We start from the raw sequence: 24328 nt of genomic DNA, 5'->3' as shown, positions 1-24328 counted from the left end.
AATTTTATGAAGAAGAAAAAGTTGGTAATGGCTTTGACAGCTGTAATGGCGTCAAGCATGTTGTTAGTAGCATGTGGGAATGATAATAGTAGCGATAGCAAGTCTAGCGATACTAAACAGTCAGATACAAAGAAAACAGAAGCTAAAACAGATGGTACAATGACAGATGGTACTTACAAATTAGAAGAAAAGAACTTCGATGACAACGGCTGGAAAGCTAAATTCTCAATCGACGTTAAAGATGGTAAAATCACTGAATCTGACTACAACTACGTAGACAAAGACGGTAAATTAAAAACAGACGATGCTGACTACGAGAAGAATATGAAAGCTAAAGTAGGTACAGGTCCGCAAGAATACATCCCAGCGCTAAACAAATCATTGGTTGATAAGCAAGCAGCAACAGAAGTTCAAGTAGTAACGGGAGCAACTCACTCTTCTGATGCTTTCATCAATTATGCGAACCAATTAATTCAAGCAGCACAACGCGCAGACACAAATACTATCGAGATCAACAATGGTGCTAAATTAGAAGACGGTAAATATTCTTTAGAAGAACAAAACTACTCACATGGCTACCGTGCAGTATTCAGTATGGAAGTCAAAGATGGTAAAATCACGACATCTGACTACAACTACGTAGACAAAGATGGCAAGAAGAAAACAGATGACGCGGACTACGAGAAAAACATGAAAGACAAAACTGGTGTTGGTCCACAAGAATACATCCCAGCATTAAACAAAGCTCTTGTTGACAAACAAAACCCAGGCGATGTAGCAGTAGTTACAGGCGCAACAAACTCTTCCAACATGTTCAAAACATATGCAGCACAACTTTACAATGCAGCTCAATCTGGTAACACAGATATGATTAAAGTTTACAACAAAGTAGAGGAAGAATAAGTAAATAAGCTTACAACAAATCAAGGGCTTCAGAGCGAAAACTCTGGGGCTCCTTTTTGTTGACAAAGCAAGCAATCACCGATACATTAAAGTAGCAATCATACGATTTCAAAAATGAATCCCAATTCGAAAGGTGCAACTAAAATGAAGAAATTCTATACGTTATTTCTACTACTAATCGTGGCGGTTGTTGTCACTGCTTGTGGTAACGATGATACGTCCGCTAAAAAGAGTGAGACACCTAAAGATTCTGATCCAGTACTACTCTCCCAACCATACACAAAAACAGACTTCTTAATGGGGACAGTCAATGTTATTAAAATCTACGACAAAGGCAAAGAGGATGTTCTTCTCAAAGCGTTTGACCGAATCAAAGAATTAGACAAGCAAATCACAACGAGTGACAGCGGTAAAACATCAGAAGTAGACAAAGTAAATTTAGCAGCGGGTGAAAAACCAGTAAAAGTAAGTGATGATGTGTACTATCTGATACAAGAGGGCTTGAAATATAGTGCAAGCTCAGGTGGTAGCTTTGACATTACAATTGGCCCGCTAACTTCGCTTTGGCATATCGGTTTTGACGATGCACGTAAACCAAGCCAAGCAGAAATCGACGCTAAATTACCCCTAATTGACTACAAAAAAGTAAAAATGAATGACACAGATAAAACAGTATATCTCGAAGAAAAAGGCATGGAACTCGATCTTGGTGCTATCGCAAAAGGTTACATTGCAGACGAAGTAGAAAAAGTGCTAGATGCAAATGGTGTAACTACAGCTATTATTGACCTTGGCGGAAACATCATCGTGAAAGGTGACAGTCCAAAAGGCGGTGATTGGGTAGTAGGTATTCAAGATCCATTTGAATCGCGCGGAACAGTCATTGGCACGATTCCTGAAGCAAATAAATCGATTGTTACATCCGGTATTTATGAACGTTACTTAGAAGTAGATGGCGTTAAATACCACCACATCTTAGACCCTAAAACAGGCTATCCATTCAACAATGACATTGCAGGCGTTTCTATCATTTCTAAGAAGTCCATTGATGGCGACGGCCTTTCCACAGCAACATTCTCCAAGGGCATTCAAGGTGGTATGGCGTTCATCGAAACATATAAAGGCGTAGAAGCGATTTTTGTAAGTAAGGAAAAGAAAGTGTACATTACATCTGGTTTGAAAGGTAAGTTCAAGCTAACAGATGATAATTTCCAAATGGCGAACTAAAGGGAGTGTAAAACGTGTCGATACCAGCATTTTTAAAATTGGTAGAAATCCAAACGAAGATTGCCAGCGTTTTTCCTTTTATTATTGGTACGTTATTTGCAGTTTATCAGTATGACTTATTTAATTGGAAGAACACATTAATTTTCTTTGGTTCGATGTTGATATTCGATTTAACAACAACAGCAATTAATAATTATATGGATTACCGAAAAGCAACGAACAATCATGACTACGATTACCGAACGACGAGCAATGTCATTGGACAAGAGCAAATACCTGAAAAAGTAGTCATCGCGACGATTTTCACTATGTTTTTCATTGCGACGGGTTTGGGCGTTTGGCTTGTCTTTGAAACAGATTTGCTAGTGTTGCTAGTTGGGTTTATCTGTTTTTGTATTGGGATTCTGTATACGTTTGGTCCAGTTCCGTTGTCGCGCATGCCATTAGGTGAAATTTTTTCAGGCGTGACGATGGGGTTTGGCATTGTTTTTCTAGCGATTTATGTGAATGCATATGACGCTGGAATTGCAAACTTGATTTGGTCAGGTGAATGGGTTAGTGTGAAAGTGAATTTGATAGAAGTTATCCGGATTATTATTATTTCATTGCCATGCATTTTTACAATCGCGAACATCATGCTAGCAAACAATATATGCGATCTGGATGAAGATATTCGGAATCATCGTTACACGTTGCCGTACTACATTGGTAAGAAATACGCTGTAATCTTGTTTAATGCGCTATATTATGGCTCGTTTGTGGCAATTATTGTCTCTGTAGCCATCGGATTCCTAAGCCCGATTATGCTATTAACCCTCATCGCAGTTATTCCGGTATTCAAAAATTTACAGAAATTCAACGCCGAGCAAGTCAAAGCTAAAACATTCGTCATCTCCATCAAGAACTTTGTGGTGACGAATAGTGCGATTGTTGTTTTCTTGGCAGCAAGCTTAATCTTGGAATACGTATAAAAATTTATTTATATAGAAGAAAGGGGATTTTCCGATGATTGATAAATTAATATTTGGGCGTTTCATGCCTGGGGAATCCCTTATTCATCATTTAGACGCCAGAACAAAATTGATTGCCGGTTTTTACTTTATCGGTATTCTGTTCTTGGCGAATAATTGGCAAACCTATGCACTACTAACTTTGTTCACTTTTGCAGTTATCGCGTTTACAGGTATTTCCTATCGTTTTTTCATAAAAGGCGTGAAACCATTGATTTGGCTAATTTTGTTCACGGTAGTTTTGCAAATGCTATTCACAAGTGGCGGCACAATCTTTTTTAGTTGGGGGCCTTTCGCTATCTCTTCGTTTGGCTTAATCAACGGTATTTACGTGTTCATTCGGTTCGTGCTGATTATCTTCATTTCTACAGTAATCACGCTTACAACGACTCCTATGGACCTGACAGACGCCATCGCATACATACTAAGGCCATTCAAAGTTCTAAAAATGCCAGTACAAGACATCGCGCTTATGATTTCGGTAGCCCTACGCTTCATACCAACTTTAATGGAGGAAACCGATAAAATAATGAAAGCCCAGCGAGCCCGTGGCGTAGAATTTGGTGAAGGGAACTTGTTTGAACAAATGAAAGTCGTTGTTCCGATTTTCATCCCGTTATTCGTAAGCTCTTTCAATCGTGCAGAAGATCTTGCGGACGCAATGGAAGCCCGCGGATATCAAGGCGACAAAAAAAGAACCCGATTTCGCATCCTACAATGGCACTGGTGTGATTTAGTCGCTGGGTTTGTCTTAGTAGCTTTGACAGTAGGCTTAGTAACGCTGAGAATTTCTTAAAAAGACTGGCTTTCATCTTCTGTGATTGCCAGTCTTTTTGCATCTGCAAATGAGTCGGATTATGTAATATAACCGTCATAAAAGTTTTTTAAGAAAATCGTTGAAATTACTAGGCTAGACGTGTATAATAGATAAAGTGCAATTGAACAGGCGGTAGTCTGCCCAATTAGTGCGACACCCCATATGTTGGGGCTGTAGATGTGATGAAGTGAGAGGTTGCTGACACACCCGGCCGCTTTGCCATGGCGAGTGTTCAGGAGATTTTCACGGAGAATGTCTATTTTGAAAATAGGCGAGAAGGAGGGAAAATAATGGCAAAACAAAAAATTCGTATTCGTTTAAAAGCGTATGATCACCGTATCTTGGATCAATCAGCGGAGAAAATTGTAGAAACAGCGAAACGTTCAGGTGCTAGCGTATCTGGTCCGATTCCGTTGCCAACAGAGAAATCTGTATACACAATCTTGCGTGCGGTCCACAAATACAAAGATTCACGTGAGCAATTCGAAATGCGTACACACAAACGTTTAATCGATATCGTTAATCCAACACCACAAACTGTTGATAGCCTTATGCGTTTAGACTTACCAAGTGGTGTGGACATCGAAATCAAACTATAAATAAAGAATTACATGCTCGCGAAATGTTCGCATGCATATCTAGCTTATAATTCGAAAATCTCGAGTAAGCTAAACCAAATCCAAAAATAACAGGAGGTGTGACTCATGACCAAAGGAATCTTAGGTAGAAAAGTAGGGATGACACAAGTTTTCACAGAAAACGGCGAACTTATTCCAGTAACAGTAATCGAAGCAGGTGCTAACGTAGTACTTCAAAAGAAAACTGTTGAAACAGACGGATATGAAGCAATTCAAATCGGTTTCGAGGATAAACGCGAAAAGTTGTCAAACAAACCCGAAAAAGGTCATGTAGAAAAAGCCAATACTACTCCTAAGCGCTTCATTCGCGAATTACGCGATGTAAACTTAGACGAGTATGAAATTGGTGGAGAAATTAAAGTAGACGTATTCGCAGAAGGTGACATCGTCGACGCGACAGGCGTATCAAAAGGTAAAGGATTCCAAGGTGTTATTAAACGCCACGGACAATCTCGTGGACCAATGGCCCATGGATCTCGTTACCATCGTCGCCCGGGTTCAATGGGTCCTGTAGCGCCTAACCGTGTATTCAAAAATAAATTACTTCCAGGTCGTATGGGTGGAGATCAAATCACTATCCAAAACCTAGAAATCGTCAAAGTAGACGTAGAGAAAAATGTTCTTTTAGTTAAAGGTAACGTACCAGGAGCTAAAAAAGCGTTGATCCAAATCAAAACAGCAAACAAATCAAGATAATTTATTGGAAAGGAGGACTAACAAATGCCCAACGTAGCTTTATTGAAACAAGATGGAACAAATGCTGGCGAAATTACACTTAACGATACTATTTTCGGTATTGAACCAAATGAAAAAGTGGTTGTTGATGTAATTTTGAGTCAACGAGCTTCCTTACGTCAAGGAACTCATAAAGTAAAAGGCCGCTCAGAAGTACGCGGCGGTGGACGTAAACCATGGCGTCAAAAAGGTACAGGTCGTGCCCGTCAAGGTTCGATTCGTTCCCCACAATGGCGTGGAGGTGGTATCGTATTCGGTCCAACACCACGTAGCTATGCTTACAAATTACCTAAGAAAGTTCGTCGTTTAGCGATCAAATCGATCCTTTCTTCTAAAGTAAAAGAAGAAAGCTTAGTAGTATTAGAAGGTTTAACTTTCGCAGCTCCTAAGACTAAAGAATTCACGGCTTTCCTTAAAAATATCTCTGTAGATACAAAAGCATTGGTAGTAGTAGCCGATGGAAGTGAAAATGTAGAACTATCTGCACGTAACTTACAAGGCATTAAAGTTATTCCAGCTCAAAGTATCTCAGTACTAGACGTTGCTAAACATGATAAGCTAATTATCACTAAAGCAGCTCTTGAACAAGTAGAGGAGGTGCTTGCATAATGGATGCACGCGACATCATTAAGCGCCCAATTATCACTGAGCAATCAACTAGTGTTCTAGATGACAAGAAATATACATTTGAAGTTGATACACGCGCTACTAAAACGCACGTTAAAAAAGCTATCGAAGAAATCTTCGAAGTAAAAGTTGCGAAAGTAAACGTAATGAACTACAAAGGTAAATTAAAACGTATGGGCCGTTACGCTGGCTATACAAACAAGCGTCGTAAAGCTATCGTTACTTTGACAGCTGATAGCAAAGAAATCCAATTTTTCGAAGTTTAATACTTCCATGAATTGAACTAATAGAGGAGGGAATACAATGGCGATTAAAAAGTATAAACCTACCACAAACGGCCGTCGTCACATGACGAGTTCAGATTTCGCTGAGATTACTACAAGTACTCCAGAAAAATCTTTACTACGTCCTCTGAAAAAGAAGGCTGGTCGTAATAACCAAGGTAAGTTAACTGTTCGTCATCACGGTGGAGGACACAAACGTCAATACCGCGTGATCGATTTTAAACGTAATAAAGATGGTATTCCAGGACGCGTTGCTACGATCGAATATGATCCGAACCGTTCTGCTAACATCGCATTAATTCACTACGTTGATGGAGAAAAACGCTACATCATCGCAGCGAAAGGCTTAGAAGTAGGCCAAACAATTTATTCAGGTTCAGAAGCGGATATCAAAGTTGGTAACGCGCTAGAACTTAAAGATATTCCAGTGGGTACAGTTATCCACAATATCGAAATGAAACCTGGTAAAGGTGGACAATTAGTACGTTCTGCTGGAACAAGCGCGCAAGTACTTGGTAAAGAAGGCAAATACGTATTAATCCGTCTTAACTCTGGTGAGGTTCGCATGATTCTTGCTACTTGTCGTGCTACTATCGGCCAAGTTGGTAACGAGCAACACGAACTTATCAACATTGGTAAAGCAGGCCGTTCACGTTGGATGGGTAAACGCCCAACAGTTCGTGGATCTGTCATGAACCCTAACGATCACCCACACGGTGGTGGTGAAGGTAAAGCACCAATCGGACGTAAATCACCAATGTCTCCTTGGGGCAAACCAACACTTGGTTACAAAACTCGTAAGAAAAACAATAACTCCGATAAATTTATCGTACGTCGTCGTAAGAAGAAATAATCGGGTTTGTCATTTTAACGAATTTATAGGTAGCAGGAACGGGCAAGCGTTGGCTTACCGATTCCTGACTATGCGAAGGGAGGTTCCGACATGGGTCGTAGCTTGAAAAAAGGACCTTTTGTAGATGATCATTTGATGAAGAAAGTTGAAGCAGCTGATGCAAGCGAGAAGAAACAAGTTATCAAAACTTGGTCTCGTCGTTCAACGATTTTCCCAGTATTTGTTGGTCAAACAATTGCTGTATATGATGGACGCAAACACGTTCCAGTCTATATCCAAGAAGATATGGTTGGACATAAATTAGGTGAATTCGCACCAACTCGTACGTACCGTGGTCACGCGGGCGACGATAAAAAAACTAGACGCTAATTGAGAGGAGGATATCCTGATGACAACTGCAAAAGCCGTTGCAAAAACTGTTCGTATTGCTCCTCGTAAAGCTAGACTCGTAATGGATCTAGTTCGTGGTAAGCAAGTCGGTGAAGCCGTTGCTATTTTGAAACTTACACCAAAAGCAGCTTCTCCAATCATCGAAAAAGTTTTAAAATCAGCAATCGCAAACGCTGAGCATAATTATGATTTAGATGTAAATAACTTGGTAATTTCTGAGGCATTCGTTGACGAAGGGCCAACATTGAAACGTTTCCGTCCACGTGCGATGGGACGCGCAAGTGCAATTAATAAACGTACAAGCCACATTACAGTCGTGGTATCTGAAATCGAGGAGGGATAATTCGTGGGTCAAAAAATACATCCAATTGGTATGCGTGTCGGTATAATCCGTGATTGGGATTCAAAATGGTACGCTGGTAAAGAATACGCGAACTTCTTACATGAAGATTTACGCATCCGTGAATATATCGCGAAGAACTTATCAGATGCTTCTGTATCACGTGTTGAAATCGAACGCGCGGCTAGCCGTGTAAATATTACTATCCACACTGCCAAACCTGGTATGGTTATCGGTAAAGGTGGATCTGAAGTAGAATCATTACGTAAAAATCTGAATGAACTTACAGGTAAACGAGTTCATATCAATATTGTAGAAATCAAAAGAGCTGACCTTGACGCTAAATTGGTTGCTGAAGGAATTGCTCGTCAATTGGAAAACCGTGTGTCTTTCCGACGTGCACAAAAACAAGCAATCCAACGTACAATGCGTGCAGGAGCTAAAGGTATTAAAACTCAAGTTTCCGGCCGTTTAGGTGGAGCAGATATCGCTCGTGCGGAACACTACAGTGAAGGAACAGTTCCTCTTCATACATTGCGTGCCGACATCGATTACGCATGGGAAGAAGCTGACACAACTTATGGTAAACTAGGCGTTAAAGTCTGGATCTACCGTGGTGAAGTCCTTCCTACGAAGAAAAACAATGTGGAAGGAGGAAAATAATAATGTTAGTTCCAAAACGTGTAAAATACCGTCGTGAGTTCCGTGGTAACATGCGTGGACGCGCAAAAGGCGGCACAGAAGTAGCATTTGGTGAATTTGGTCTTCAAGCTGTTGAAGCTTCATGGATCACTAACCGTCAAATCGAAGCTGCCCGTATCGCGATGACTCGTTACATGAAACGTGGCGGTAAAGTTTGGATTAAAATTTTCCCTCATAAATCTTACACATCTAAGCCAATTGGTGTTCGGATGGGTAAAGGTAAAGGTGCTCCGGAAGGTTGGGTAAGCCCAGTTAAACGTGGCAAAATTATGTTTGAAATCGCTGGTGTGCCTGAAGAAGTAGCGCGTGAAGCATTACGTCTTGCAGCACACAAATTACCAGTGAAAACAAAAATCGTGAAACGCGAAGAAATTGGTGGTGAAGCAAATGAAAGCAACTGATATCCGTGAATTGTCCACTACTGAAATTCAAGATAAAGAAAAATCTCTAAAAGAAGAGCTTTTCAACTTGCGCTTTCAATTAGCTACTGGCCAATTGGAAAACACTGCACGTATTCGTGAAGTACGCAAAGCAATCGCTCGCATGAAAACAATCGTTCGCGAAAGAGAACTTGCCTAAAATTAATCAAGAGGAGGTTTTAATACATGTCTGAACGTAACCAACGTAAAGTCTATACAGGACGTGTTGTATCCGACAAAATGGATAAAACAATCACTGTCGTTGTTGAAACGTATAAGAAACACTCGCTTTATGGCAAGCGCGTGAAGTATTCAAAAAAATTCAAAGCTCATGACGAAAACAACGTTGCAAAAACTGGCGATGTAGTACGTATTGCTGAAACTCGCCCACTATCTGCAACAAAACGTTTCCGCTTATTAGAAGTTGTTGAAGAAGCGGTAATCATTTAAGTTATGAACCGAAATAATAAAAGTTTTAATAGGAAAAATAAATTTCCTGATTGTATGTCTGGAAGGAGGGTGTCCTAATGATTCAACAAGAAAGTCGTTTGAAAGTGGCTGATAACTCTGGTGCGCGTGAAGTCTTAACAATTAAAGTACTAGGTGGATCAGGACGCAAAACTGCGAACATTGGCGACGTAATCGTGTGTACTGTTAAACAAGCAACACCAGGTGGCGTTGTCAAAAAAGGTGAAGTAGTTAGAGCGGTAATCGTTCGTACTAAGAGTGGAGCACGTCGTCAAGATGGTTCTTACATCAAATTTGATGAAAATGCATGTGTTATAATCCGTGATGATAAAAGTCCTCGTGGAACACGTATTTTTGGACCTGTTGCTCGCGAACTTCGTGAAAACAACTTTATGAAGATCGTTTCTTTAGCTCCAGAAGTTCTTTAAAATACACTAGTTTCAATCTCAAGGAGGTGCTAGACCCAATGCATGTCAAAAAAGGTGATAAAGTACAAGTTATTACTGGTAAAGATAAAGGTAAATCCGGCAAAATTATCGCTGCGTTTCCTAAAAAAGACCGCGTAATTGTTGAAGGAATCAACATGGTGAAAAAACATACAAAGCCATCGAACATTAATCCGCAAGGTGGAATTTTAAATGTTGAAGCACCGATTCACGTATCTAACGTAATGCTTATCGATCCAAAGACTGGTGAACCAACTCGTGTGAACTACCAAGTCAAAGACGGTAAAAAAGTACGCGTAGCTAAAAAATCCGGTGAAGTTATAAAAGACGCAACTAAATAAGTATCTGAGGAAGGAGGGAATAGTACATGAATCGCCTTAAAGATAGATATCTTAAGGAAATTGTTCCTGCTTTAATGAGCAAATTCAATTATGACTCCGTAATGGAGGTACCAAAAATCGATAAAATCGTAATCAACACTGGTGTTGGTGATGCAACAGCAAATGCGAAAGTTTTAGACAGTGCAGTGGAAGAGCTAGCTCAAATCACTGGTCAAAAACCTGTTATCACGAAAGCAAAAAATTCAATCGCTGGTTTCCGTCTACGTGAAGGAATGCCAATCGGTGCGAAAGTAACGCTTCGTGGTGAGCGCATGTATGATTTCTTAGACAAATTAATTACTGTTTCCCTACCACGTGTTCGTGACTTCCGTGGGGTTTCTAAAAAAGCCTTCGACGGTCGCGGTAACTACACGCTAGGTGTAAGAGAGCAATTAATTTTCCCTGAAATTGATTACGATAAAGTAAGCAAAGTTCGCGGAATGGACGTAGTAATCGTTACTACTGCTAAATCGGACGAAGAGTCAAAAGAATTACTGACACAAATCGGTATGCCATTTCAAAAGTAAGCCAAAAGTAATCAATAATTAAGTAGGGAGGCGAAAACGTGGCTAAAAAATCAATGATCGCGAAGCAAAAACGTACACCTAAGTACGCTGTTCAAGCATATACTCGTTGTGAACGTTGTGGTCGTCCACATTCCGTTATTCGCAAATTTAAACTATGCCGTATCTGCTTCCGTGAACTTGCCTATAAAGGACAAATTCCCGGCGTAAGAAAAGCAAGCTGGTAAAAACCCAATAATGGGAAGGAGGTAAATTTTTCATGGTGATGACAGATCCTATCGCAGATTTTCTAACTCGTATACGTAATGCCAATATGGTACGTCACGATAAATTAGAAGTTCCTGCTTCAAAAATCAAAAAAGAAGTCGCTGAAATCCTTAAAAGAGAAGGTTTCGTACGTGATGTTGAATATATTCAAGACGACAAACAAGGTACAATCCGTGTTTTCCTTAAATATGGTGCAGCAAACGAGCGTGTAATTACTGGACTTAAGCGTATCAGTAAGCCAGGTCTTCGTGTTTACGCTAAAGCTGATGAGGTACCAAAAGTACTTAACGGTTTAGGTATTGCAATTGTATCTACTTCTCAAGGTTTGTTAACAGACAAAGAAGCTCGCGCGAAACAAGTGGGCGGAGAAGTTTTAGCATACGTTTGGTAAGAACAGAAAATCACAAGGAGGTGCAATAAATGTCCCGTATAGGTAAAAAAACAATTGTTATTCCAGCTGGTGTTACTGTAACATTAGATGGCTCAACAGCAACTGTTAAGGGTCCTAAAGGTGAATTAGTAAAAACTTTTAACCCAGATATCTCAATCAATATCGAAGGAAACGAGATTAACGTAACTCGTCCTTCTGACAATAAAACACACCGTGCGCTTCATGGTACGACACGTGCTATTTTAAATAACATGGTTGTCGGTGTATCTGAAGGCTACGAAAAAACTCTTGAGCTTATTGGTGTCGGTTACCGTGCTGCAAAACAAGGTACTAAACTTGTTTTAAACGTAGGTTACTCTCATCCAGTAGAATTCGAAGCTCGTCCAGGTGTTGAAGTAGAAGTACCTGCGAATACGAAAGTTATCGTTCGCGGTATTAACAAAGAACATGTTGGCGAATTGGCTGCAAATATCCGTTCCGTACGCCCACCAGAGCCGTATAAAGGTAAAGGTATCCGTTACGAAGGCGAATTTGTACGTCGTAAAGAAGGTAAAACTGGTAAATAATGCCGCATAAAGGCTAAGAGAAGAGGTGAGTCGTGTGATTACCAAAATCGACAAAAATAAAGTGCGTAAAAAAAGACATGGCCGTGTTCGTTCTAAGATTTCTGGAACTGCAGCTCGTCCACGTTTGAACGTTTTCCGCTCAAACAAAAACATTTATGCTCAAATTATTGATGATGTTAACGGTGTAACAATCGCTAGCGCATCTAACGTAGATAAAGATTTCCCTAAAGCTGAGTCTAAAGTTGACGCTGCTACAAAAGTTGGCGAAATCGTTGCAAAACGCGCTGCAGAAAAAGGCGTTAAAGCTGTCGTATTTGATCGCGGAGGTTACTTATACCACGGTCGTGTACAAGCTTTAGCTGAATCTGCTCGTGAAAATGGATTGGAATTTTAATAAGAAGGAGGGACAACTTACATGCCTCAACAAATCGATGGAAACAAATTAGAATTAGAAGAACGCGTAGTTACTATCAACCGTGTTGCGAAAGTAGTTAAGGGTGGTCGTCGTTTCCGTTTTTCAGCGCTCGTAGTCGTTGGAGATAAGAACGGTCATGTTGGATTCGGTACTGGTAAAGCACAAGAAGTACCAGATGCGATTCGTAAAGCAATTGATGACGCTAAGAAGAATATGATCTTCGTACCAACTGTTGACACTACAATCCCACACACAGCAATCGGTCATTTTGGTGGTGGAGAAATTCTCCTAAAACCTGCAAGTGCCGGTTCTGGTGTAACTGCTGGTGGTCCAGTTCGTGCTGTCCTTGAGCTTGCCGGTGTTGCTGATGTGTCTAGTAAATCACTAGGATCTAACACACCAATCAATATGGTTCGCGCTACATTCGACGGTATTAAACAACTTAAAAAAGCTGAAGATGTTGCGAAATTACGCGGCAAAACAGTTGAAGAATTGCTAGGATAAGGAGGGAATCAACGTTATGGCGAAATTAGAAATTACTCTAAAACGTAGCTTAATCGGACGCCCTCAACCACAACGCAAAACAGTTCAAGCTCTAGGCTTGGGAAAAACTAATTCTGTTGTTGTAAAAGAAGATAATCCTGCAATTCGTGGGATGATCACTAAAGTAAGTCATTTAGTGGACGTTAAAGAAGTTTAAGCTATTCAATAATGAAAAGAAATACCGAATAAAATCGTAAATTAGGAGGAGGTGCTTGACATGAAACTTCACGAACTTAAACCTGCAGAAGGTTCTCGTAAAGAGCGTAATCGTGTTGGTCGTGGTATGAGTTCTGGTAACGGTAAAACATCAGGACGCGGTCACAAAGGTCAAAAAGCACGTTCAGGTGGCGGTGTACGCCTAGGCTTCGAAGGTGGACAATTACCATTGTTCCGTCGTATTCCAAAACGTGGTTTTACAAATATCAATCGCAAAGAGTATGCTGTTGTAAATATTGATGTTTTAAATCGCTTTGAAGAAGGTACAGAAGTAACACCTGAATTATTAATTGAAACAGGTATCGTTCGTAATGCAAAATCCGGAATTAAGATTTTGTCTAACGGAGCTATCGAGAAAAAACTTACTGTGAAAGCTAACAAATTCTCATCGGCTGCTAAGGAAGCTATCGAGGCTGCTGGTGGAAAAACTGAGGTGATCTAATGTTTTCGACGTTGATCAATTTTTTCAGAGTTGCTGACATACGTAAAAAAATCATGTTTACATTAGCTATGCTTGTCATCTTCCGTCTCGGGACATTTATTCCTGTACCGGGAGTAGACGCGGCTACAATCCAAAAATCGATGGAAAGTGGAATCTTAGGATTTCTAAACACTTTCAACGGTGGTGCGCTGAAGAACTTCTCGATCTTCGCGATGGGCGTTATGCCTTACATTACTGCATCGATTATCGTACAATTATTACAGATGGACGTAGTGCCTAAGCTCACTGAGTGGTCAAAACAAGGTGAGATGGGTCGTAAGAAATCAAATCAATTGACGCGTTATTTAACGATTGGACTTGGTCTTATCGAAGCTTTCGGTATGGCGTTTGGGTTCAATAGATTGAGTGGTTCTGGCTTTATTATTAATCCTTCTATCCCTCAATACTTGGCAATTGCAGTTGTTCTTACAACGGGTACAATGTTCTTGATGTGGTTAGGTGAACAAATTACTGTAAGTGGCGTTGGTAATGGTATTTCCATTATTATCTTTGCTGGTATCGTAGCACGTATTCCTGACGGTGTACGTTCTCTCTATGCATCGCAAATTGAAGACGCGGGCGATCAGTTATTTATTCACATCTTGATTCTTGCAGCAATTGTGGTGGCAGTTTTAGCGATCGTCGTGCTCGTTATTTACTTCCAACAAGCGTTGCGTAAGATTCCAATTCAATACTCAAAACGTGTCGCTGGTGCAAAAACTGGTGGAGCGCAAGCAACGCATTTACCATTGAAACTTAACTCTGCTGGGGTTATTCCGGTAATCTTTGCAAGTGCCTTTATCATTACACCACAAACCATTTTGAGCTTTGCGTTCGTTGACTCAACCAGCCAAGTTGTAAAAGTCTTAAAACAAATTTTTGACTATACGCAACCGATTGGTATGTGTCTATATGTGGCCTTGATTATCGCATTTACTTACTTTTATGCGTTTATCCAAGTTAACCCTGAGAAAGTTGCAGATAACTTGAAGAAACAAGGCGGCTATATCCCAAGTAAACGTCCGGGTCGTGAAACACAAGCGTATCTTACGAGTGTGCTTTACCGTCTGACTTTTGTTGGTGCGATTTTCCTTTCTGTAGTAGCAATCTTGCCTACAATCGGAGCTTCCGTATTCAGTCTACCGCAATCGATCGCCATTGGTGGTACGAGCTTGCTGATTGTTATCGGGGTAGCCCTTGATACAACAAAACAATTAGAAGGACAACTTGTGAAACGAAATTACCGAGGATTTATCAAATAAACACGCGGGACGCCTGGGGATGAATCCTTGGTGCTCCGACGTGCTACTAATAAAAGGGGCGATACAGTTGAAATTAGTGTTAATGGGACTGCCCGGTGCCGGTAAAGGTACGCAAGCTGAAAAGATTGTTGCGAAATACAATATTCCTCACATTTCAACTGGGGACATGTTCCGCGCAGCAATAAAAAATGGCACAGAATTAGGACTAAAAGCTAAATCCTTCATGGACAGCGGTAATTTAGTACCTGACGATGTGACAAACGGTATCGTTCGTGAACGCTTAGCCGAAGATGATGCTAAAGATGGATTCCTGCTTGACGGATTTCCGAGAACGGTAGAACAAGCCGAAGAACTAGAGAAGATTTTATCTGATCTAGGAACGAAGCTTGATGCTGTTATTAATATTCAAGTGAATAAAGATAGCCTGATGACTCGTTTAACTGGCCGTTGGATTTGTCCAACGTGTGGTAAGACGTATCATGAAGTATTCAATCCTCCGAAACAAGCGGGGATTTGTGATGTGGATGGTGCGAAACTTTACCAACGGGAAGACGATAAAGCAGAAACTGTCGAAAATCGCCTGAATGTTAATATCAAACAGACGCAACCATTATTAGATTTTTATGGTGAAAAAGGAACGTTGTTTGCAGTCAACGGTGAGCAAGATATCAATCTTGTTTTCGAAGATGTGAATAAGATTCTTACTTCATTCTAAAAAGGAATCATCGCTTATCTGCCGTCGGTGTCTAGGTAGTGCAAAATATTTTGTTTTGTAGTATAATGGATAATTGGCAGTAGAATGAGTAACAACTATGCGAAACATGATGAACGAGAGATTGTCTGAAGATCATCTGGATAAATAGGAATGCTACTGGAAATAGTGAAGAAGGCGTTCGAAATCGAGCCAGATGCACTTGTACTTCCATTTTTGCGGGACCGTACTTACCGATTGTCTGAAGATGTATAAAATTAATTCCTTGTCGTGGGGAACAATTTTGGTATGTCTAGCGTTTTTTCATGTAATAAATTTTTACGCGAAAAGAAATGGCAGACCTGTAAATGGTCCAGTTATAAAGAAGTTAGGAGGTAGCAACCTATGGCAAAAGAAGATGTAATCGAAGTGGAAGGTACAGTGGAAGACACATTGCCTAACGCGATGTTCAAAGTTGTACTAGAAAATGGTCATACTGTTTTAGCTACAGTTTCTGGCAAAATCCGTATGCACTATATTCGTATTCTACCAGGTGACAAAGTAACGGTTGAGCTTTCCCCGTATGACTTGACACGTGGTCGAATCACTTACCGTTTCAAATAATAATTTGTCGGAAATGAAATTATATACCGGTCTGGTTCGCCAGCTAGTTTTTATCGGTTTATAGAGACATTTTCTCTACTAAACAAGGAGGTATATCTACATGAAAGTAAGACCATCAGTAAAACCAATCTGTGAGAAATGTAAAGTTATTCGCAGAAAAGGTAAAGTAATGGTAATTTGTGAAAATCCGAAACATAAACAAAAACAAGGATAAGAGGAGGTGCTTTTGTAAATGGCACGTATTGCAGGTGTTGATGTTCCGCGCGAGAAGCGCATTGTAATATCTTTGACTTACATCTATGGTATCGGTAATCAAACGGCTAAAGATGTTTTAAAAGAAGCAGGAGTTTCTGAAGATACTCGTACTCGCGATTTGACTGAGGATGAACTTGGTAAAATCCGTGAACTAGTTGACAAAATCAAAGTTGAAGGTGATCTTCGTCGTGAAGTGAACTTGAATATTAAACGTTTGATCGAAATCGGTTCTTATCGTGGCATGCGTCATCGTCGTGGTCTACCAGTTCGTGGACAAAACACGAAGAACAACGCACGTACTCGTAAAGGCCCATTAAAAACGGTCGCAGGTAAGAAGAAATAATCATTAGTAAGTAAAGGAGGTAGTTAGTGAATGGCTCGTAAAACAAATACTCGTAAACGTCGTGTGAAAAAGAATATCGAAGCTGGTATTGCACACATTCGTTCTACATTCAATAATACAATTGTAACGATTACTGACACTCACGGTAATGCAATAGCGTGGTCAAGTGCAGGAGCATTAGGTTTCAAAGGATCACGTAAATCAACTCCTTTCGCGGCGCAATTAGCTGCTGAAACTGCTGCAAAATCAGCACAAGAACATGGCTTGAAAACTTTGGAAGTAACAGTTAAAGGACCTGGCGCAGGACGTGAAGCTGCAATTCGTGCTCTTCAAGCTGCTGGTTTAGAAGTAACTGCTATTAAAGATGTAACTCCAGTTCCTCATAATGGATGTCGTCCTCCAAAACGTCGTCGTGTATAAGTAGTCGTATTTTTGTTTGCAACTTGAACTATTGTCACGAGATTCTTCATAAGGATCTAGCAAAAGAGACGTTTTGAAGGAGGGTAAATTTGAATGATCGAAATTGAAAAACCGAAAATCGAGACGATTGAGATCAGCGATGATGCCAAGTATGGAAAGTTTGTTGTAGAGCCACTAGAGCGTGGATATGGTACAACTTTGGGTAACTCCTTACGTCGTATTCTGTTATCTTCTCTTCCTGGTGCTGCAGTGACATCTATCCAAATTGATGGAGCTCTTCATGAGTTTTCTGTCATCGAAGGTGTAGTAGAAGATGTAACAACGATGATTTTAAATATCAAGAAACTTGCACTTAAAGTGTATGCCGAAGACGATAAGACTTTGGAAATTGATATGCAAGGCCCAGGAGTAGTAACTGCTGGCGATATTAACTATGATAGCGATGTTGAAATTCTGAATCCAGACCTTCATATTGCTACGCTTAGTGATAACGCGAAATTCCATGTTCGCCTAAACGCGGCACGTGGTCGTGGTTATACACCTGCGGATCAAAATAAACGTGAAAATATGCCAATCGGTGTGTTGCCTGTAGACTCGATTTTTAGCCCGGTTATCCGTGTCAATTATCAAGTAGAAACAACACGCGTTGGACAATCCACGAATTATGATAAGCTAACTTTTGACGTTTTGACGGATGGAAGTATTAGCCCTGAAGAAGCTGTTTCCTTGGGAGCAAAAATTCTTACAGAGCATTTAAATATTTTTGTTGACTTAACAGACGAAGCACAAAAAGCAGAAATCATGATTGAAAAAGAAGAAAGCCATAAAGAGAAAGTGCTTGAAATGACAATTGAAGAATTGGACTTATCAGTTCGTTCTTACAACTGCTTGAAACGCGCTGGAATCAATACGGTACAGGAATTAGCTGACAAATCTGAGGATGATATGATGAAAGTTCGTAACTTGGGTCGTAAATCTTTAGAAGAAGTCAAAGTGAAACTGTCTGACCTTGGCTTAGGATTACGTAACGAAAATTAATTTTTACTTTGTGAAGGAGGGAAATCCATGGGTTACAGAAAATTAGGTCGTACTAAATCTCAACGTAAAGCACTACTACGTGATCTAGCGACTGATTTAATCGTTTTCGAACGTATCGAAACTACTGAAGCAAAAGCTAAAGAGATTCGTTCAATCGTTGAAAAACTAATCACTTCTGGTAAAAAAGGAGACTTGCACGCTCGTCGTCAAGCAGCTGCTTTTGTACGTCACGAAGTTGTTAACGTGGTACAAAAAGAAGTGAAAGACAAAGATGGTAACACTGTGACTAAGAATCGTCCAGTTTACGCTTTGCAAAAATTATTTGATGATGTTGCTCCACGCTACGCGGAACGTCGAGGCGGATATACTCGTATCTTGAAAAAAGGTCCTCGTCGCGGTGACGGTGCGCCAATGGTTATCATTGAATTAGTATAATTCATGTGTTAAAGCAAGTGGAGTGTTATGATAAAGTAGCGTTGCGCTATTTTGTCTAGCTCTGTGTGTTTCCCCTTCGCCAAATGTGGTTGTAAGGGGAGCGCAGGCTTTTTTTTTGTTTAGAAGTTTCTTTTAAATGAGTGCGAGTACGTGATGAGCGGCGTTTAGTCCCATGGCAAACATGTTACTCGATAAAAGCTTGTCTTGCTACATAGTGGAGAACCGGTCTTGTGATGAGATCGGTTTTTTGTGTTGTGGAAAGCGTGGAGCTTAGATATAATAGAGAAAATGATAGAGGGATTGGGAGTGATGGAATGAAGCCAGTAATCATGAGGAACTTGGTGATTGGTGAAGGAAAGCCAAAAATTTGTGTACCTGTTGTTGGTAGAACATTGGACGGCATTTTGGTGCAAGTGAAGGCTTTGCGGGATGTGGAGTTCGATGTAATAGAGTGGCGCGCTGACTTTTATAATCTTGTGGAGGATTTGGAGGCGGTTCGTGTTGTTTTGAGAGAGATTCAAAAAGTGCTACCTGAGAAGCCATTGATCTTCACATTCCGCAGTGAGGCAGAGGGCGGCGAGCGGACACTTTGTTTAGAACATTATATGGCGCTCGTTAAGATGGCAATCGCTTCAGGTTATGCTGATGCGGTAGATGTTGAATTGTTTATGGGCGATATGGAGGTAGCAGAACTCGTTGCAGAAGCGAAGAAATACGATGTGAAAGTTATTATGTCTAGCCATGATTTTGAAAAAACACCGAGTGAGGCAGAAATCGTCGGAAGGCTTGTCAAAATGCAACAATTCGGCGCGGATTTACCAAAAGTTGCTGTAATGCCTCATAATGCCGCTGACGTTCTAATATTACTTTGTGCGACGAATCGGATGATGACAGAGTTTTCGAATCGGCCTGTAATTACGATGTCGATGGGAGGCCTTGGCTTGGTGTCACGTCTGAGTGGTGAAATCTTTGGTTCCGCACTTACCTTTGCCAGTGTTGGAGAAGCCTCTGCGCCAGGTCAGATAGAGGTGGAGACGTTACAGAAAGTGCTGGATGTGCTACATAGCAATAAATGAGGAAAGCCCTGCAAAGCGTTATTATGCGTTATGCAGGGTTTCTTTATTGTCAGGTTTAATGACGGCAAGCATGGTACCAAGTGCAAGCACGTTACCGAGTATGGAACTACCACCGTAACTGATGAAGGGAAGCGGAATTCCAGTTAGGGACATCATGCCGATTGTCATGGCGATGTTTTCGAAAATGTTGAATGCGAACATCATGGCAAAACCAGCGATAACGTAGGTAGAGAATTTATTTTTCATGCTGAGAGCTGTGACTATGATTTGATAGAAGGTATTCGGATCATTCGCAGGATCCAGCCATGTGTAGACGCGTGTGAACTGATAGCTCTAGCGTAGCATCGATTTTTGTGTCAAGGGAGTTTCCCTAATGATGTTTGGGAATGTGGGAGTAGAGCGGAGGCTGTTTTTTTGAATGTGAAAATTTATTTCATTTTTTATAGTAAGCGTTATCATATCTGTGCAGGTAGGTTTAAAATACATATTTACGCTACAGCAATGTGAGGACAATTATGATAATTTAGATGTAGAGGAAGGATATATTTTAGAAGGGAGAAATGGGAGGAGTGAAAAAAATGAGAAAATGGATAGTAGTATTTTTTGTTTCTTGTATATTTTTAGTTTTGGGAAATATACGGGTGGAAGCTGGCGAAATTCATAGTAGAGAAATATTTAGTTTAGAGGAGCCGACATGGATATTTAAGTCGGGAATGGGGAGAGGTAAACATCATGATCGCCAGGACTTAGGGTTTATTTTAAAAGAAAATACGAAATTAAAAGTAAGACAAGTTAATGTAAATTTTAAGGGTTCTTTTAACTTTGCGGTTGCTTGGAGATGATAGTAAGGCGGAGAAGTCTGTAATAGTTGGTTCTAATTGGGTTACTATTGAAGCAGGAAAGGCATTGGTGCCATTTGTTGATACGCCTTATGGAGAAATAGGAGCTACATTAGAATATGAAGTTGATAGTGATGTTGAACAAAAGCCACTACCAATTTACAAATATGGTGGTAATCAAGCTACATTTTTTAACACTTGGGATAATCACGATGGAGAGTATGGTTTAATTACAGACAAAGATTTTCAGCTACTTATCCCGAAAAAAGATAAAAACTTGGCTAGAAACTTGAGTGGTTTTCCTAATTTAGATGCCTTAATTGAGTATTTTAATGGCATATTTAAATTGAATAATGATATGGCTGGGTTTGATAATTCCTCTCCTGTTAATCGAGTTGGGGAAAATAGATATTTCATGAAAGCTGATGCAAATGGAGCTGGTGGCGCATACTATGGTCCATACTGGACAGCGCAGAGTAGTAATACAGTTGGAATGTGGCTGACAAAAGGTAGCTGGGGAGCGTTACATGAAATTGCTCACGGGTATCAAACAAGTCTTGATAATCGAGGGATGTACACAGGAGAAGTATCTAACAACTTGTTTGGTGCGCAATATGAGTATGACACATACGGTAAAGACGAAGCAGACCGCATTGGCTGGATGTTCGGGATAGGCTATAAGACACAAATAGAAAATAATTTGTACACAAAAATGGTTAAAAAATTTTGGGACATATAGTTCTGCTAGTCTCAGAGAGCAACTAATTTTGCTCGCATTATTAAAACAAAAAGCTGGAAATGAGGCGTTCACCAAGCTGTATCAAGGATATCGCGCGGATGCTAATAAGGCTGGTTTTGATATTAGCCGGTATACGTTGCCTAATCTACTAAATCATTACTATAGTGAGAATAGTGGTTTTGATTTTACAACTGTATTAGAACGGTGGGGAACTAAATTAACGGATAATCAGCCTGCAACTAATCGCAGTAGGGAATACACACCGATAGCTTCTCTTGCTGATATCATACCTGAAAATGAGTTGCCGAGAGCTCGTCTACTTGTTGATCCTAATGTTACGATACGCTCCAATTTCACAATGGTAACTAATGCAGAAATTGCTGCACTTAATTTAGCAGGAGACTTAGATATTGAGCTTGATACGGAAAACCTGCAAGATTTAAAAGGGACAAAAATTCAAATTAAAAATGGGAAACACATAGTTCAGGAGCAATTTATTCAGGATAAGCAAGTACAATTTAAAAATCTTCCTAATGGAGTCTATACGGTTAATTTCATTGGTGATATCATGAAAGACTATTCGGTGAAACAGCATTACGTTTACGTCAAAGAAGCCAAAAATCAAGCTAAAATTCCAATCGAAAATAGTAAGAAAACGGATTTAACAAATCAAAAAATCAAGTTTCTAGGACTAGGTAATGTGCAATTTGCAGAATTTAATACAAATATGCAAAAAGAACAGGGTGTTTTATCAATCTTTGCTACTGATCCACATGTTTATTTCGGTCAAAATCTTTATGCCGCTATAGAAGTAAAAGATACACAAGGGAATGTCGTCTATCAAAACAGAATGAATGGAATAGGTGTTAAAACGGGGACTTTTGAGTTTTCTTTAAAAGAAGGATATCGAATCCAAATTGAACATGTGGAGCCTTCACGTTTAACCACAGATGAGGCGATTAGTGTTCGAGAACGAATGAACACTTGGACAATGACCAAATGGGGACTTGTGAACCATCAATTGCAAAATGATGCGCAACAAGATTTAATAAAGAAAATCAATGCGTATGGTGATGTTTTAGTGCAAGATAAAAATATAAGTGATATAGCATTGATTTATCTGACTGAGAAGAAAAATTTACTACATGCTATTAATCTACTAGATGAAAAAAATAAGAATGAATATTTAGATAAGTATAAAGCGCTATTTGACGCACCTAACTATGGAGACAATTTTAAATTTACTTTACAGGGGCTGGGCAATGCCGTTTTCGCTACAATGGATCTTTCCACAAAAGAGCGACAACTGACCGTAAATACTAATAAAGCGACACCGCATTTGTATTTCGCAGAACGATACGCTACAGTCCTCGTGCAAGGAGCGGACGGAGCGAAAAAATATGTGAAAAATTATTGGGGTAGTAAAGGATACGCAGCTTCTGCCGATAAAGTGCATTTGAACTTAGGCGACTACATCACAGTTGTTCATGAAGAGGGCGCAGGCCATCGACTAATTATTCAAAATGCAGAGAGCCAAAAGCGGTTAGCGAATCAAAAAACGGTTAGATATCAGTTAGTGAAGGATGGCATAAAAGTTGTTTCAGAAGCAGATGTTCCAAAATTGGCACAAGATTCACCAGAAGTAACCTCTTTGCTTAGAGAAGGCGATACATCTATACAAGGTAAAGCGACACCAGGCGCTAGTGTAGAGGTATGGGTAGGAAACGCTACATCAGCGAAAACAGTAAAAGCAGACGATTTAGGAGCATGGAAAGTCACCGTTCCAGCCTTAGTAAGAGGAGAGATAGTTCGATTTACAGCCACTTATGATGGTGTGCAATTAGTTAGCCCAATATATAAAGTGATTGTGATGCCGACTATCCAATCGTGGCTTGGAGTTGGTGAAACAAGAATAAATGGGACAGCAGCACCAGAAGCAACGATAGATGTACTGGTGAATGGAGTGAAAAAAGCAACGGTATCCGCAGATGCATCAGGCAACTGGGAAGCGACTATACCAGCACTGACATTGAAGCAAACAGTTCAACTAAGAGCGACAATAGATGATGTTTACACAGATAGTGAAATATACCATGTCGACCCAATGAATCTTGGAGATAATTTTAAATTTACTTTACAAGGATTGGGCAATGCCGTTTTCGCTACAATGAATCTTTCTACAAAAGAGCGACAACTGACCGTAAATACTAATAAAACGGCGCCGCATTTGTATTTCGCAGAACGATACGCTACAGTCCTTGTGCAAGGTGCGGACGGAGCGAAAAAATATGTGAAAAATTATTGGGGCAGGAAAGAGTACGCAGCTTCTGTTGATAAAGTGAATCTAAACTTAGGCGACTATATCACGGTTGTTCATGAAGAGGGCGCAGGCCATCGACTAATTATTCAAAATATAGAGAGCCAAAAGCGGTTAGCGAATCAAAAAATCGTTAGATATCAGCTAGCACAGGATGGCATAAAAGTTGTTTCAGAAGCAGATGTTCCCAAACTGGCGCAAGATTCACCAGAAGTAACCTCTTTGCTTAGAGAAGGTGATACATCCATACAAGGCAAAGCAATGCCAGGCGCTAGTGTTGAGGTATGGATAGGAAACGCTACATCAGCGAAAACAGTAAAAGCAGACGATTTAGGAGCATGGAAAGTTACCGTTCCAGCCTTAATAAGAGGAGAAATGGTTCGCGCTATATCCACTTATGCAGGAGTGCAACTAATTAGTCCAGAATATAAAGTGAGTTGAATCTCATTAGTAGCAACAAAGGATAATAGTAATAATATAGCAACACGTTTCTATAAAGTTTAGAAGCGTGTTGCTTTTGCGTTAATATGTTGCACTGGAAGGAACTAGCTAATAAAGCTAAATCTGTGCGATTGAACGGTAATTAGGCGTAATGCAATATGATTTTGTAATGGCTAAAACAAAGATTTTTGAGATTTTTTCACAAA

Annotated in this window: 37 protein-coding genes and 1 pseudogene; 37 read left to right on the top strand and 1 reads right to left on the bottom strand. The window is 40.1% G+C overall.

Features of this window, described 5'->3' with window-relative positions:
• Window positions 1-6 precede the first annotated feature (6 nt).
• From pplA to aroD, 34 genes are all read left to right on the top strand, one after another.
• Complete coding sequence (gene pplA / locus PRIP_RS04675) at window positions 7-903, top strand: extracellular electron transfer flavoprotein PplA (protein ID WP_036099793.1); 897 nt, start codon at window positions 7-9, stop codon at window positions 901-903.
• 144 nt (window positions 904-1047) lie between these two features.
• Entirely contained in the window at window positions 1048-2130 is a 1083-nt protein-coding gene (locus PRIP_RS04670) for an FAD:protein FMN transferase (protein WP_036099792.1), read from the top strand.
• A 14-nt stretch (window positions 2131-2144) separates the two neighbouring features.
• Entirely contained in the window at window positions 2145-3101 is a 957-nt protein-coding gene (gene menA / locus PRIP_RS04665) for a 1,4-dihydroxy-2-naphthoate polyprenyltransferase (RefSeq protein WP_036099791.1), read from the top strand.
• Between the two features lie 34 nt (window positions 3102-3135).
• Window positions 3136-3936 (top strand): FAD export ECF transporter transmembrane subunit FmnA, encoded by an 801-nt coding sequence (gene fmnA, locus PRIP_RS04660; RefSeq protein ID WP_036099789.1) that lies wholly within the window; start codon window positions 3136-3138, stop codon window positions 3934-3936.
• 311 nt (window positions 3937-4247) lie between these two features.
• Entirely contained in the window at window positions 4248-4556 is a 309-nt protein-coding gene (rpsJ, locus tag PRIP_RS04655; protein ID WP_025729837.1) for a 30S ribosomal protein S10, read from the top strand.
• Between the two features lie 105 nt (window positions 4557-4661).
• A complete protein-coding gene (gene rplC / locus PRIP_RS04650; RefSeq protein WP_036088116.1) occupies window positions 4662-5291 on the top strand; it encodes a 50S ribosomal protein L3 in 630 nt (209 codons plus the stop codon).
• 24 nt (window positions 5292-5315) lie between these two features.
• On the top strand, window positions 5316-5939 hold the full coding sequence (gene rplD, locus PRIP_RS04645) for a 50S ribosomal protein L4 (protein WP_036088114.1): 624 nt from the start codon (window positions 5316-5318) through the stop codon (window positions 5937-5939).
• Window positions 5939-6223, top strand: coding sequence for a 50S ribosomal protein L23 (gene rplW, locus PRIP_RS04640; RefSeq protein ID WP_036088112.1), 285 nt, complete (start codon window positions 5939-5941; stop codon window positions 6221-6223). Before rplD ends, rplW begins: the two co-directional genes overlap by 1 nt.
• Window positions 6224-6260: 37 nt before the next feature.
• Window positions 6261-7094 carry a 50S ribosomal protein L2 gene (rplB, locus tag PRIP_RS04635; protein ID WP_036088108.1) on the top strand — a complete coding sequence of 278 codons (834 nt, stop codon included), beginning with the start codon at window positions 6261-6263 and terminating at the stop codon, window positions 7092-7094.
• Window positions 7095-7184: 90 nt separating this feature from the next.
• The gene (gene rpsS, locus PRIP_RS04630) at window positions 7185-7463 is read left to right on the top strand and encodes a 30S ribosomal protein S19 (protein ID WP_036065502.1); all 279 of its coding nucleotides are present in this window, start codon (window positions 7185-7187) and stop codon (window positions 7461-7463) included.
• A 19-nt stretch (window positions 7464-7482) separates the two neighbouring features.
• Entirely contained in the window at window positions 7483-7827 is a 345-nt protein-coding gene (rplV, locus tag PRIP_RS04625) for a 50S ribosomal protein L22 (RefSeq protein ID WP_036088106.1), read from the top strand.
• Between the two features lie 3 nt (window positions 7828-7830).
• Window positions 7831-8487, top strand: coding sequence for a 30S ribosomal protein S3 (gene rpsC / locus PRIP_RS04620; protein ID WP_036088104.1), 657 nt, complete (start codon window positions 7831-7833; stop codon window positions 8485-8487).
• A 2-nt stretch (window positions 8488-8489) separates the two neighbouring features.
• Window positions 8490-8927 carry a 50S ribosomal protein L16 gene (gene rplP / locus PRIP_RS04615; RefSeq protein ID WP_036088101.1) on the top strand — a complete coding sequence of 146 codons (438 nt, stop codon included), beginning with the start codon at window positions 8490-8492 and terminating at the stop codon, window positions 8925-8927.
• Window positions 8914-9105, top strand: a complete 192-nt coding sequence (gene rpmC, locus PRIP_RS04610; protein ID WP_036060270.1) for a 50S ribosomal protein L29 — start codon at window positions 8914-8916, stop codon at window positions 9103-9105. Before rplP ends, rpmC begins: the two co-directional genes overlap by 14 nt.
• Before the next feature lie 26 nt (window positions 9106-9131).
• Window positions 9132-9395 carry a 30S ribosomal protein S17 gene (rpsQ, locus tag PRIP_RS04605; RefSeq protein WP_036088100.1) on the top strand — a complete coding sequence of 88 codons (264 nt, stop codon included), beginning with the start codon at window positions 9132-9134 and terminating at the stop codon, window positions 9393-9395.
• A 77-nt stretch (window positions 9396-9472) separates the two neighbouring features.
• On the top strand, window positions 9473-9841 hold the full coding sequence (gene rplN, locus PRIP_RS04600; RefSeq protein WP_036088097.1) for a 50S ribosomal protein L14: 369 nt from the start codon (window positions 9473-9475) through the stop codon (window positions 9839-9841).
• A 38-nt stretch (window positions 9842-9879) separates the two neighbouring features.
• Window positions 9880-10200: a 50S ribosomal protein L24 gene (gene rplX / locus PRIP_RS04595; RefSeq protein ID WP_036088094.1), complete on the top strand. Its 321-nt coding sequence runs from the start codon at window positions 9880-9882 to the stop codon at window positions 10198-10200.
• 26 nt (window positions 10201-10226) lie between these two features.
• Window positions 10227-10766, top strand: a complete 540-nt coding sequence (rplE, locus tag PRIP_RS04590; RefSeq protein ID WP_036088092.1) for a 50S ribosomal protein L5 — start codon at window positions 10227-10229, stop codon at window positions 10764-10766.
• Window positions 10767-10804: 38 nt separating this feature from the next.
• Window positions 10805-10990 (top strand): type Z 30S ribosomal protein S14, encoded by a 186-nt coding sequence (locus PRIP_RS04585; RefSeq protein WP_036099787.1) that lies wholly within the window; start codon window positions 10805-10807, stop codon window positions 10988-10990.
• Window positions 10991-11022: 32 nt separating this feature from the next.
• The gene (gene rpsH, locus PRIP_RS04580; protein ID WP_036065514.1) at window positions 11023-11421 is read left to right on the top strand and encodes a 30S ribosomal protein S8; all 399 of its coding nucleotides are present in this window, start codon (window positions 11023-11025) and stop codon (window positions 11419-11421) included.
• 29 nt (window positions 11422-11450) lie between these two features.
• Window positions 11451-11987: a 50S ribosomal protein L6 gene (gene rplF / locus PRIP_RS04575; RefSeq protein ID WP_036088090.1), complete on the top strand. Its 537-nt coding sequence runs from the start codon at window positions 11451-11453 to the stop codon at window positions 11985-11987.
• A 34-nt stretch (window positions 11988-12021) separates the two neighbouring features.
• The gene (gene rplR / locus PRIP_RS04570; protein WP_036088088.1) at window positions 12022-12381 is read left to right on the top strand and encodes a 50S ribosomal protein L18; all 360 of its coding nucleotides are present in this window, start codon (window positions 12022-12024) and stop codon (window positions 12379-12381) included.
• Between the two features lie 21 nt (window positions 12382-12402).
• Window positions 12403-12906 carry a 30S ribosomal protein S5 gene (gene rpsE, locus PRIP_RS04565; RefSeq protein ID WP_036060286.1) on the top strand — a complete coding sequence of 168 codons (504 nt, stop codon included), beginning with the start codon at window positions 12403-12405 and terminating at the stop codon, window positions 12904-12906.
• 16 nt (window positions 12907-12922) lie between these two features.
• Window positions 12923-13102 (top strand): 50S ribosomal protein L30, encoded by a 180-nt coding sequence (rpmD, locus tag PRIP_RS04560; protein ID WP_003720933.1) that lies wholly within the window; start codon window positions 12923-12925, stop codon window positions 13100-13102.
• A 60-nt stretch (window positions 13103-13162) separates the two neighbouring features.
• On the top strand, window positions 13163-13603 hold the full coding sequence (gene rplO, locus PRIP_RS04555) for a 50S ribosomal protein L15 (protein WP_036065517.1): 441 nt from the start codon (window positions 13163-13165) through the stop codon (window positions 13601-13603).
• Window positions 13603-14904 carry a preprotein translocase subunit SecY gene (gene secY, locus PRIP_RS04550; RefSeq protein WP_036099785.1) on the top strand — a complete coding sequence of 434 codons (1302 nt, stop codon included), beginning with the start codon at window positions 13603-13605 and terminating at the stop codon, window positions 14902-14904. Before rplO ends, secY begins: the two co-directional genes overlap by 1 nt.
• A gap of 67 nt (window positions 14905-14971) precedes the next feature.
• A complete protein-coding gene (locus tag PRIP_RS04545; protein WP_036099784.1) occupies window positions 14972-15619 on the top strand; it encodes an adenylate kinase in 648 nt (215 codons plus the stop codon).
• A gap of 381 nt (window positions 15620-16000) precedes the next feature.
• Window positions 16001-16219, top strand: coding sequence for a translation initiation factor IF-1 (gene infA, locus PRIP_RS04540; protein ID WP_036060296.1), 219 nt, complete (start codon window positions 16001-16003; stop codon window positions 16217-16219).
• Window positions 16220-16319: 100 nt separating this feature from the next.
• Window positions 16320-16433: a 50S ribosomal protein L36 gene (rpmJ, locus tag PRIP_RS04535; protein WP_003156543.1), complete on the top strand. Its 114-nt coding sequence runs from the start codon at window positions 16320-16322 to the stop codon at window positions 16431-16433.
• An 18-nt stretch (window positions 16434-16451) separates the two neighbouring features.
• Window positions 16452-16817, top strand: a complete 366-nt coding sequence (gene rpsM, locus PRIP_RS04530) for a 30S ribosomal protein S13 (protein ID WP_036088083.1) — start codon at window positions 16452-16454, stop codon at window positions 16815-16817.
• 30 nt (window positions 16818-16847) lie between these two features.
• Window positions 16848-17237, top strand: a complete 390-nt coding sequence (rpsK, locus tag PRIP_RS04525; protein ID WP_036088081.1) for a 30S ribosomal protein S11 — start codon at window positions 16848-16850, stop codon at window positions 17235-17237.
• Between the two features lie 93 nt (window positions 17238-17330).
• On the top strand, window positions 17331-18275 hold the full coding sequence (locus PRIP_RS04520) for a DNA-directed RNA polymerase subunit alpha (RefSeq protein WP_036088078.1): 945 nt from the start codon (window positions 17331-17333) through the stop codon (window positions 18273-18275).
• A 27-nt stretch (window positions 18276-18302) separates the two neighbouring features.
• Window positions 18303-18710: a 50S ribosomal protein L17 gene (rplQ, locus tag PRIP_RS04515; protein WP_036099781.1), complete on the top strand. Its 408-nt coding sequence runs from the start codon at window positions 18303-18305 to the stop codon at window positions 18708-18710.
• Window positions 18711-19024: 314 nt separating this feature from the next.
• Complete coding sequence (gene aroD, locus PRIP_RS04510; RefSeq protein ID WP_036099779.1) at window positions 19025-19786, top strand: type I 3-dehydroquinate dehydratase; 762 nt, start codon at window positions 19025-19027, stop codon at window positions 19784-19786.
• Window positions 19787-19807: 21 nt separating this feature from the next.
• Here the strand turns inward: aroD and PRIP_RS04505 are convergent.
• Window positions 19808-20119 (bottom strand): annotated as a pseudogene (locus PRIP_RS04505) (FtsW/RodA/SpoVE family cell cycle protein); the annotation flags it as partial.
• Window positions 20120-20364: 245 nt separating this feature from the next.
• Here PRIP_RS04505 and PRIP_RS17375 point away from each other — a divergent pair.
• The 3 genes from PRIP_RS17375 to PRIP_RS17365 are packed head-to-tail and all read left to right on the top strand — an operon-like array spanning window position 20365 to window position 24122.
• Window positions 20365-20628, top strand: a complete 264-nt coding sequence (locus tag PRIP_RS17375; protein ID WP_206538183.1) for a hypothetical protein — start codon at window positions 20365-20367, stop codon at window positions 20626-20628.
• Complete coding sequence (locus tag PRIP_RS17370; RefSeq protein ID WP_052008712.1) at window positions 20609-21364, top strand: M60 family metallopeptidase; 756 nt, start codon at window positions 20609-20611, stop codon at window positions 21362-21364. Before PRIP_RS17375 ends, PRIP_RS17370 begins: the two co-directional genes overlap by 20 nt.
• Window positions 21365-21392: 28 nt before the next feature.
• Window positions 21393-24122 carry a putative mucin/carbohydrate-binding domain-containing protein gene (locus tag PRIP_RS17365; protein ID WP_052008711.1) on the top strand — a complete coding sequence of 910 codons (2730 nt, stop codon included), beginning with the start codon at window positions 21393-21395 and terminating at the stop codon, window positions 24120-24122.
• Window positions 24123-24328: the final 206 nt, after the last annotated feature.

The sequence above is a fragment of the Paenilisteria riparia FSL S10-1204 genome, assembly GCF_000525995.1.
Classification (GTDB): Bacteria; Bacillota; Bacilli; order Lactobacillales; family Listeriaceae; genus Listeria_A; species Listeria_A riparia.
This window is presented reverse-complemented; position numbering and strand designations above follow the sequence as displayed.

What these genes read in the sequence shown, in the direction of transcription:
- rplN (WP_036088097.1), top strand. Translation starts at nt 9,473, where the DNA reads ATGATTCAACAAGAAAGTCGTTTGAAAGTGGCTGATAACTCTGGTGCG.
- aroD (WP_036099779.1), top strand. Translation starts at nt 19,025, where the DNA reads ATGAAGCCAGTAATCATGAGGAACTTGGTGATTGGTGAAGGAAAGCCA.
- pplA (WP_036099793.1), top strand. Translation starts at nt 7, where the DNA reads ATGAAGAAGAAAAAGTTGGTAATGGCTTTGACAGCTGTAATGGCGTCA.
- rpmJ (WP_003156543.1), top strand. Translation starts at nt 16,320, where the DNA reads ATGAAAGTAAGACCATCAGTAAAACCAATCTGTGAGAAATGTAAAGTT.
- secY (WP_036099785.1), top strand. Translation starts at nt 13,603, where the DNA reads ATGTTTTCGACGTTGATCAATTTTTTCAGAGTTGCTGACATACGTAAA.
- PRIP_RS04520 (WP_036088078.1), top strand. Translation starts at nt 17,331, where the DNA reads ATGATCGAAATTGAAAAACCGAAAATCGAGACGATTGAGATCAGCGAT.
- rpsH (WP_036065514.1), top strand. Translation starts at nt 11,023, where the DNA reads ATGGTGATGACAGATCCTATCGCAGATTTTCTAACTCGTATACGTAAT.
- rplV (WP_036088106.1), top strand. Translation starts at nt 7,483, where the DNA reads ATGACAACTGCAAAAGCCGTTGCAAAAACTGTTCGTATTGCTCCTCGT.
- rpmD (WP_003720933.1), top strand. Translation starts at nt 12,923, where the DNA reads ATGGCGAAATTAGAAATTACTCTAAAACGTAGCTTAATCGGACGCCCT.
- infA (WP_036060296.1), top strand. Translation starts at nt 16,001, where the DNA reads ATGGCAAAAGAAGATGTAATCGAAGTGGAAGGTACAGTGGAAGACACA.
- rplD (WP_036088114.1), top strand. Translation starts at nt 5,316, where the DNA reads ATGCCCAACGTAGCTTTATTGAAACAAGATGGAACAAATGCTGGCGAA.
- rplQ (WP_036099781.1), top strand. Translation starts at nt 18,303, where the DNA reads ATGGGTTACAGAAAATTAGGTCGTACTAAATCTCAACGTAAAGCACTA.
- rplW (WP_036088112.1), top strand. Translation starts at nt 5,939, where the DNA reads ATGGATGCACGCGACATCATTAAGCGCCCAATTATCACTGAGCAATCA.
- rpsM (WP_036088083.1), top strand. Translation starts at nt 16,452, where the DNA reads ATGGCACGTATTGCAGGTGTTGATGTTCCGCGCGAGAAGCGCATTGTA.
- rplE (WP_036088092.1), top strand. Translation starts at nt 10,227, where the DNA reads ATGAATCGCCTTAAAGATAGATATCTTAAGGAAATTGTTCCTGCTTTA.
- rpmC (WP_036060270.1), top strand. Translation starts at nt 8,914, where the DNA reads ATGAAAGCAACTGATATCCGTGAATTGTCCACTACTGAAATTCAAGAT.
- fmnA (WP_036099789.1), top strand. Translation starts at nt 3,136, where the DNA reads ATGATTGATAAATTAATATTTGGGCGTTTCATGCCTGGGGAATCCCTT.
- rpsK (WP_036088081.1), top strand. Translation starts at nt 16,848, where the DNA reads ATGGCTCGTAAAACAAATACTCGTAAACGTCGTGTGAAAAAGAATATC.
- PRIP_RS04670 (WP_036099792.1), top strand. Translation starts at nt 1,048, where the DNA reads ATGAAGAAATTCTATACGTTATTTCTACTACTAATCGTGGCGGTTGTT.
- rpsS (WP_036065502.1), top strand. Translation starts at nt 7,185, where the DNA reads ATGGGTCGTAGCTTGAAAAAAGGACCTTTTGTAGATGATCATTTGATG.
- rpsE (WP_036060286.1), top strand. Translation starts at nt 12,403, where the DNA reads ATGCCTCAACAAATCGATGGAAACAAATTAGAATTAGAAGAACGCGTA.
- rplC (WP_036088116.1), top strand. Translation starts at nt 4,662, where the DNA reads ATGACCAAAGGAATCTTAGGTAGAAAAGTAGGGATGACACAAGTTTTC.
- rplO (WP_036065517.1), top strand. Translation starts at nt 13,163, where the DNA reads ATGAAACTTCACGAACTTAAACCTGCAGAAGGTTCTCGTAAAGAGCGT.
- rpsQ (WP_036088100.1), top strand. Translation starts at nt 9,132, where the DNA reads ATGTCTGAACGTAACCAACGTAAAGTCTATACAGGACGTGTTGTATCC.
- rplP (WP_036088101.1), top strand. Translation starts at nt 8,490, where the DNA reads ATGTTAGTTCCAAAACGTGTAAAATACCGTCGTGAGTTCCGTGGTAAC.
- rplF (WP_036088090.1), top strand. Translation starts at nt 11,451, where the DNA reads ATGTCCCGTATAGGTAAAAAAACAATTGTTATTCCAGCTGGTGTTACT.
- rpsJ (WP_025729837.1), top strand. Translation starts at nt 4,248, where the DNA reads ATGGCAAAACAAAAAATTCGTATTCGTTTAAAAGCGTATGATCACCGT.
- rplX (WP_036088094.1), top strand. Translation starts at nt 9,880, where the DNA reads ATGCATGTCAAAAAAGGTGATAAAGTACAAGTTATTACTGGTAAAGAT.
- rplB (WP_036088108.1), top strand. Translation starts at nt 6,261, where the DNA reads ATGGCGATTAAAAAGTATAAACCTACCACAAACGGCCGTCGTCACATG.
- PRIP_RS17375 (WP_206538183.1), top strand. Translation starts at nt 20,365, where the DNA reads ATGAGAAAATGGATAGTAGTATTTTTTGTTTCTTGTATATTTTTAGTT.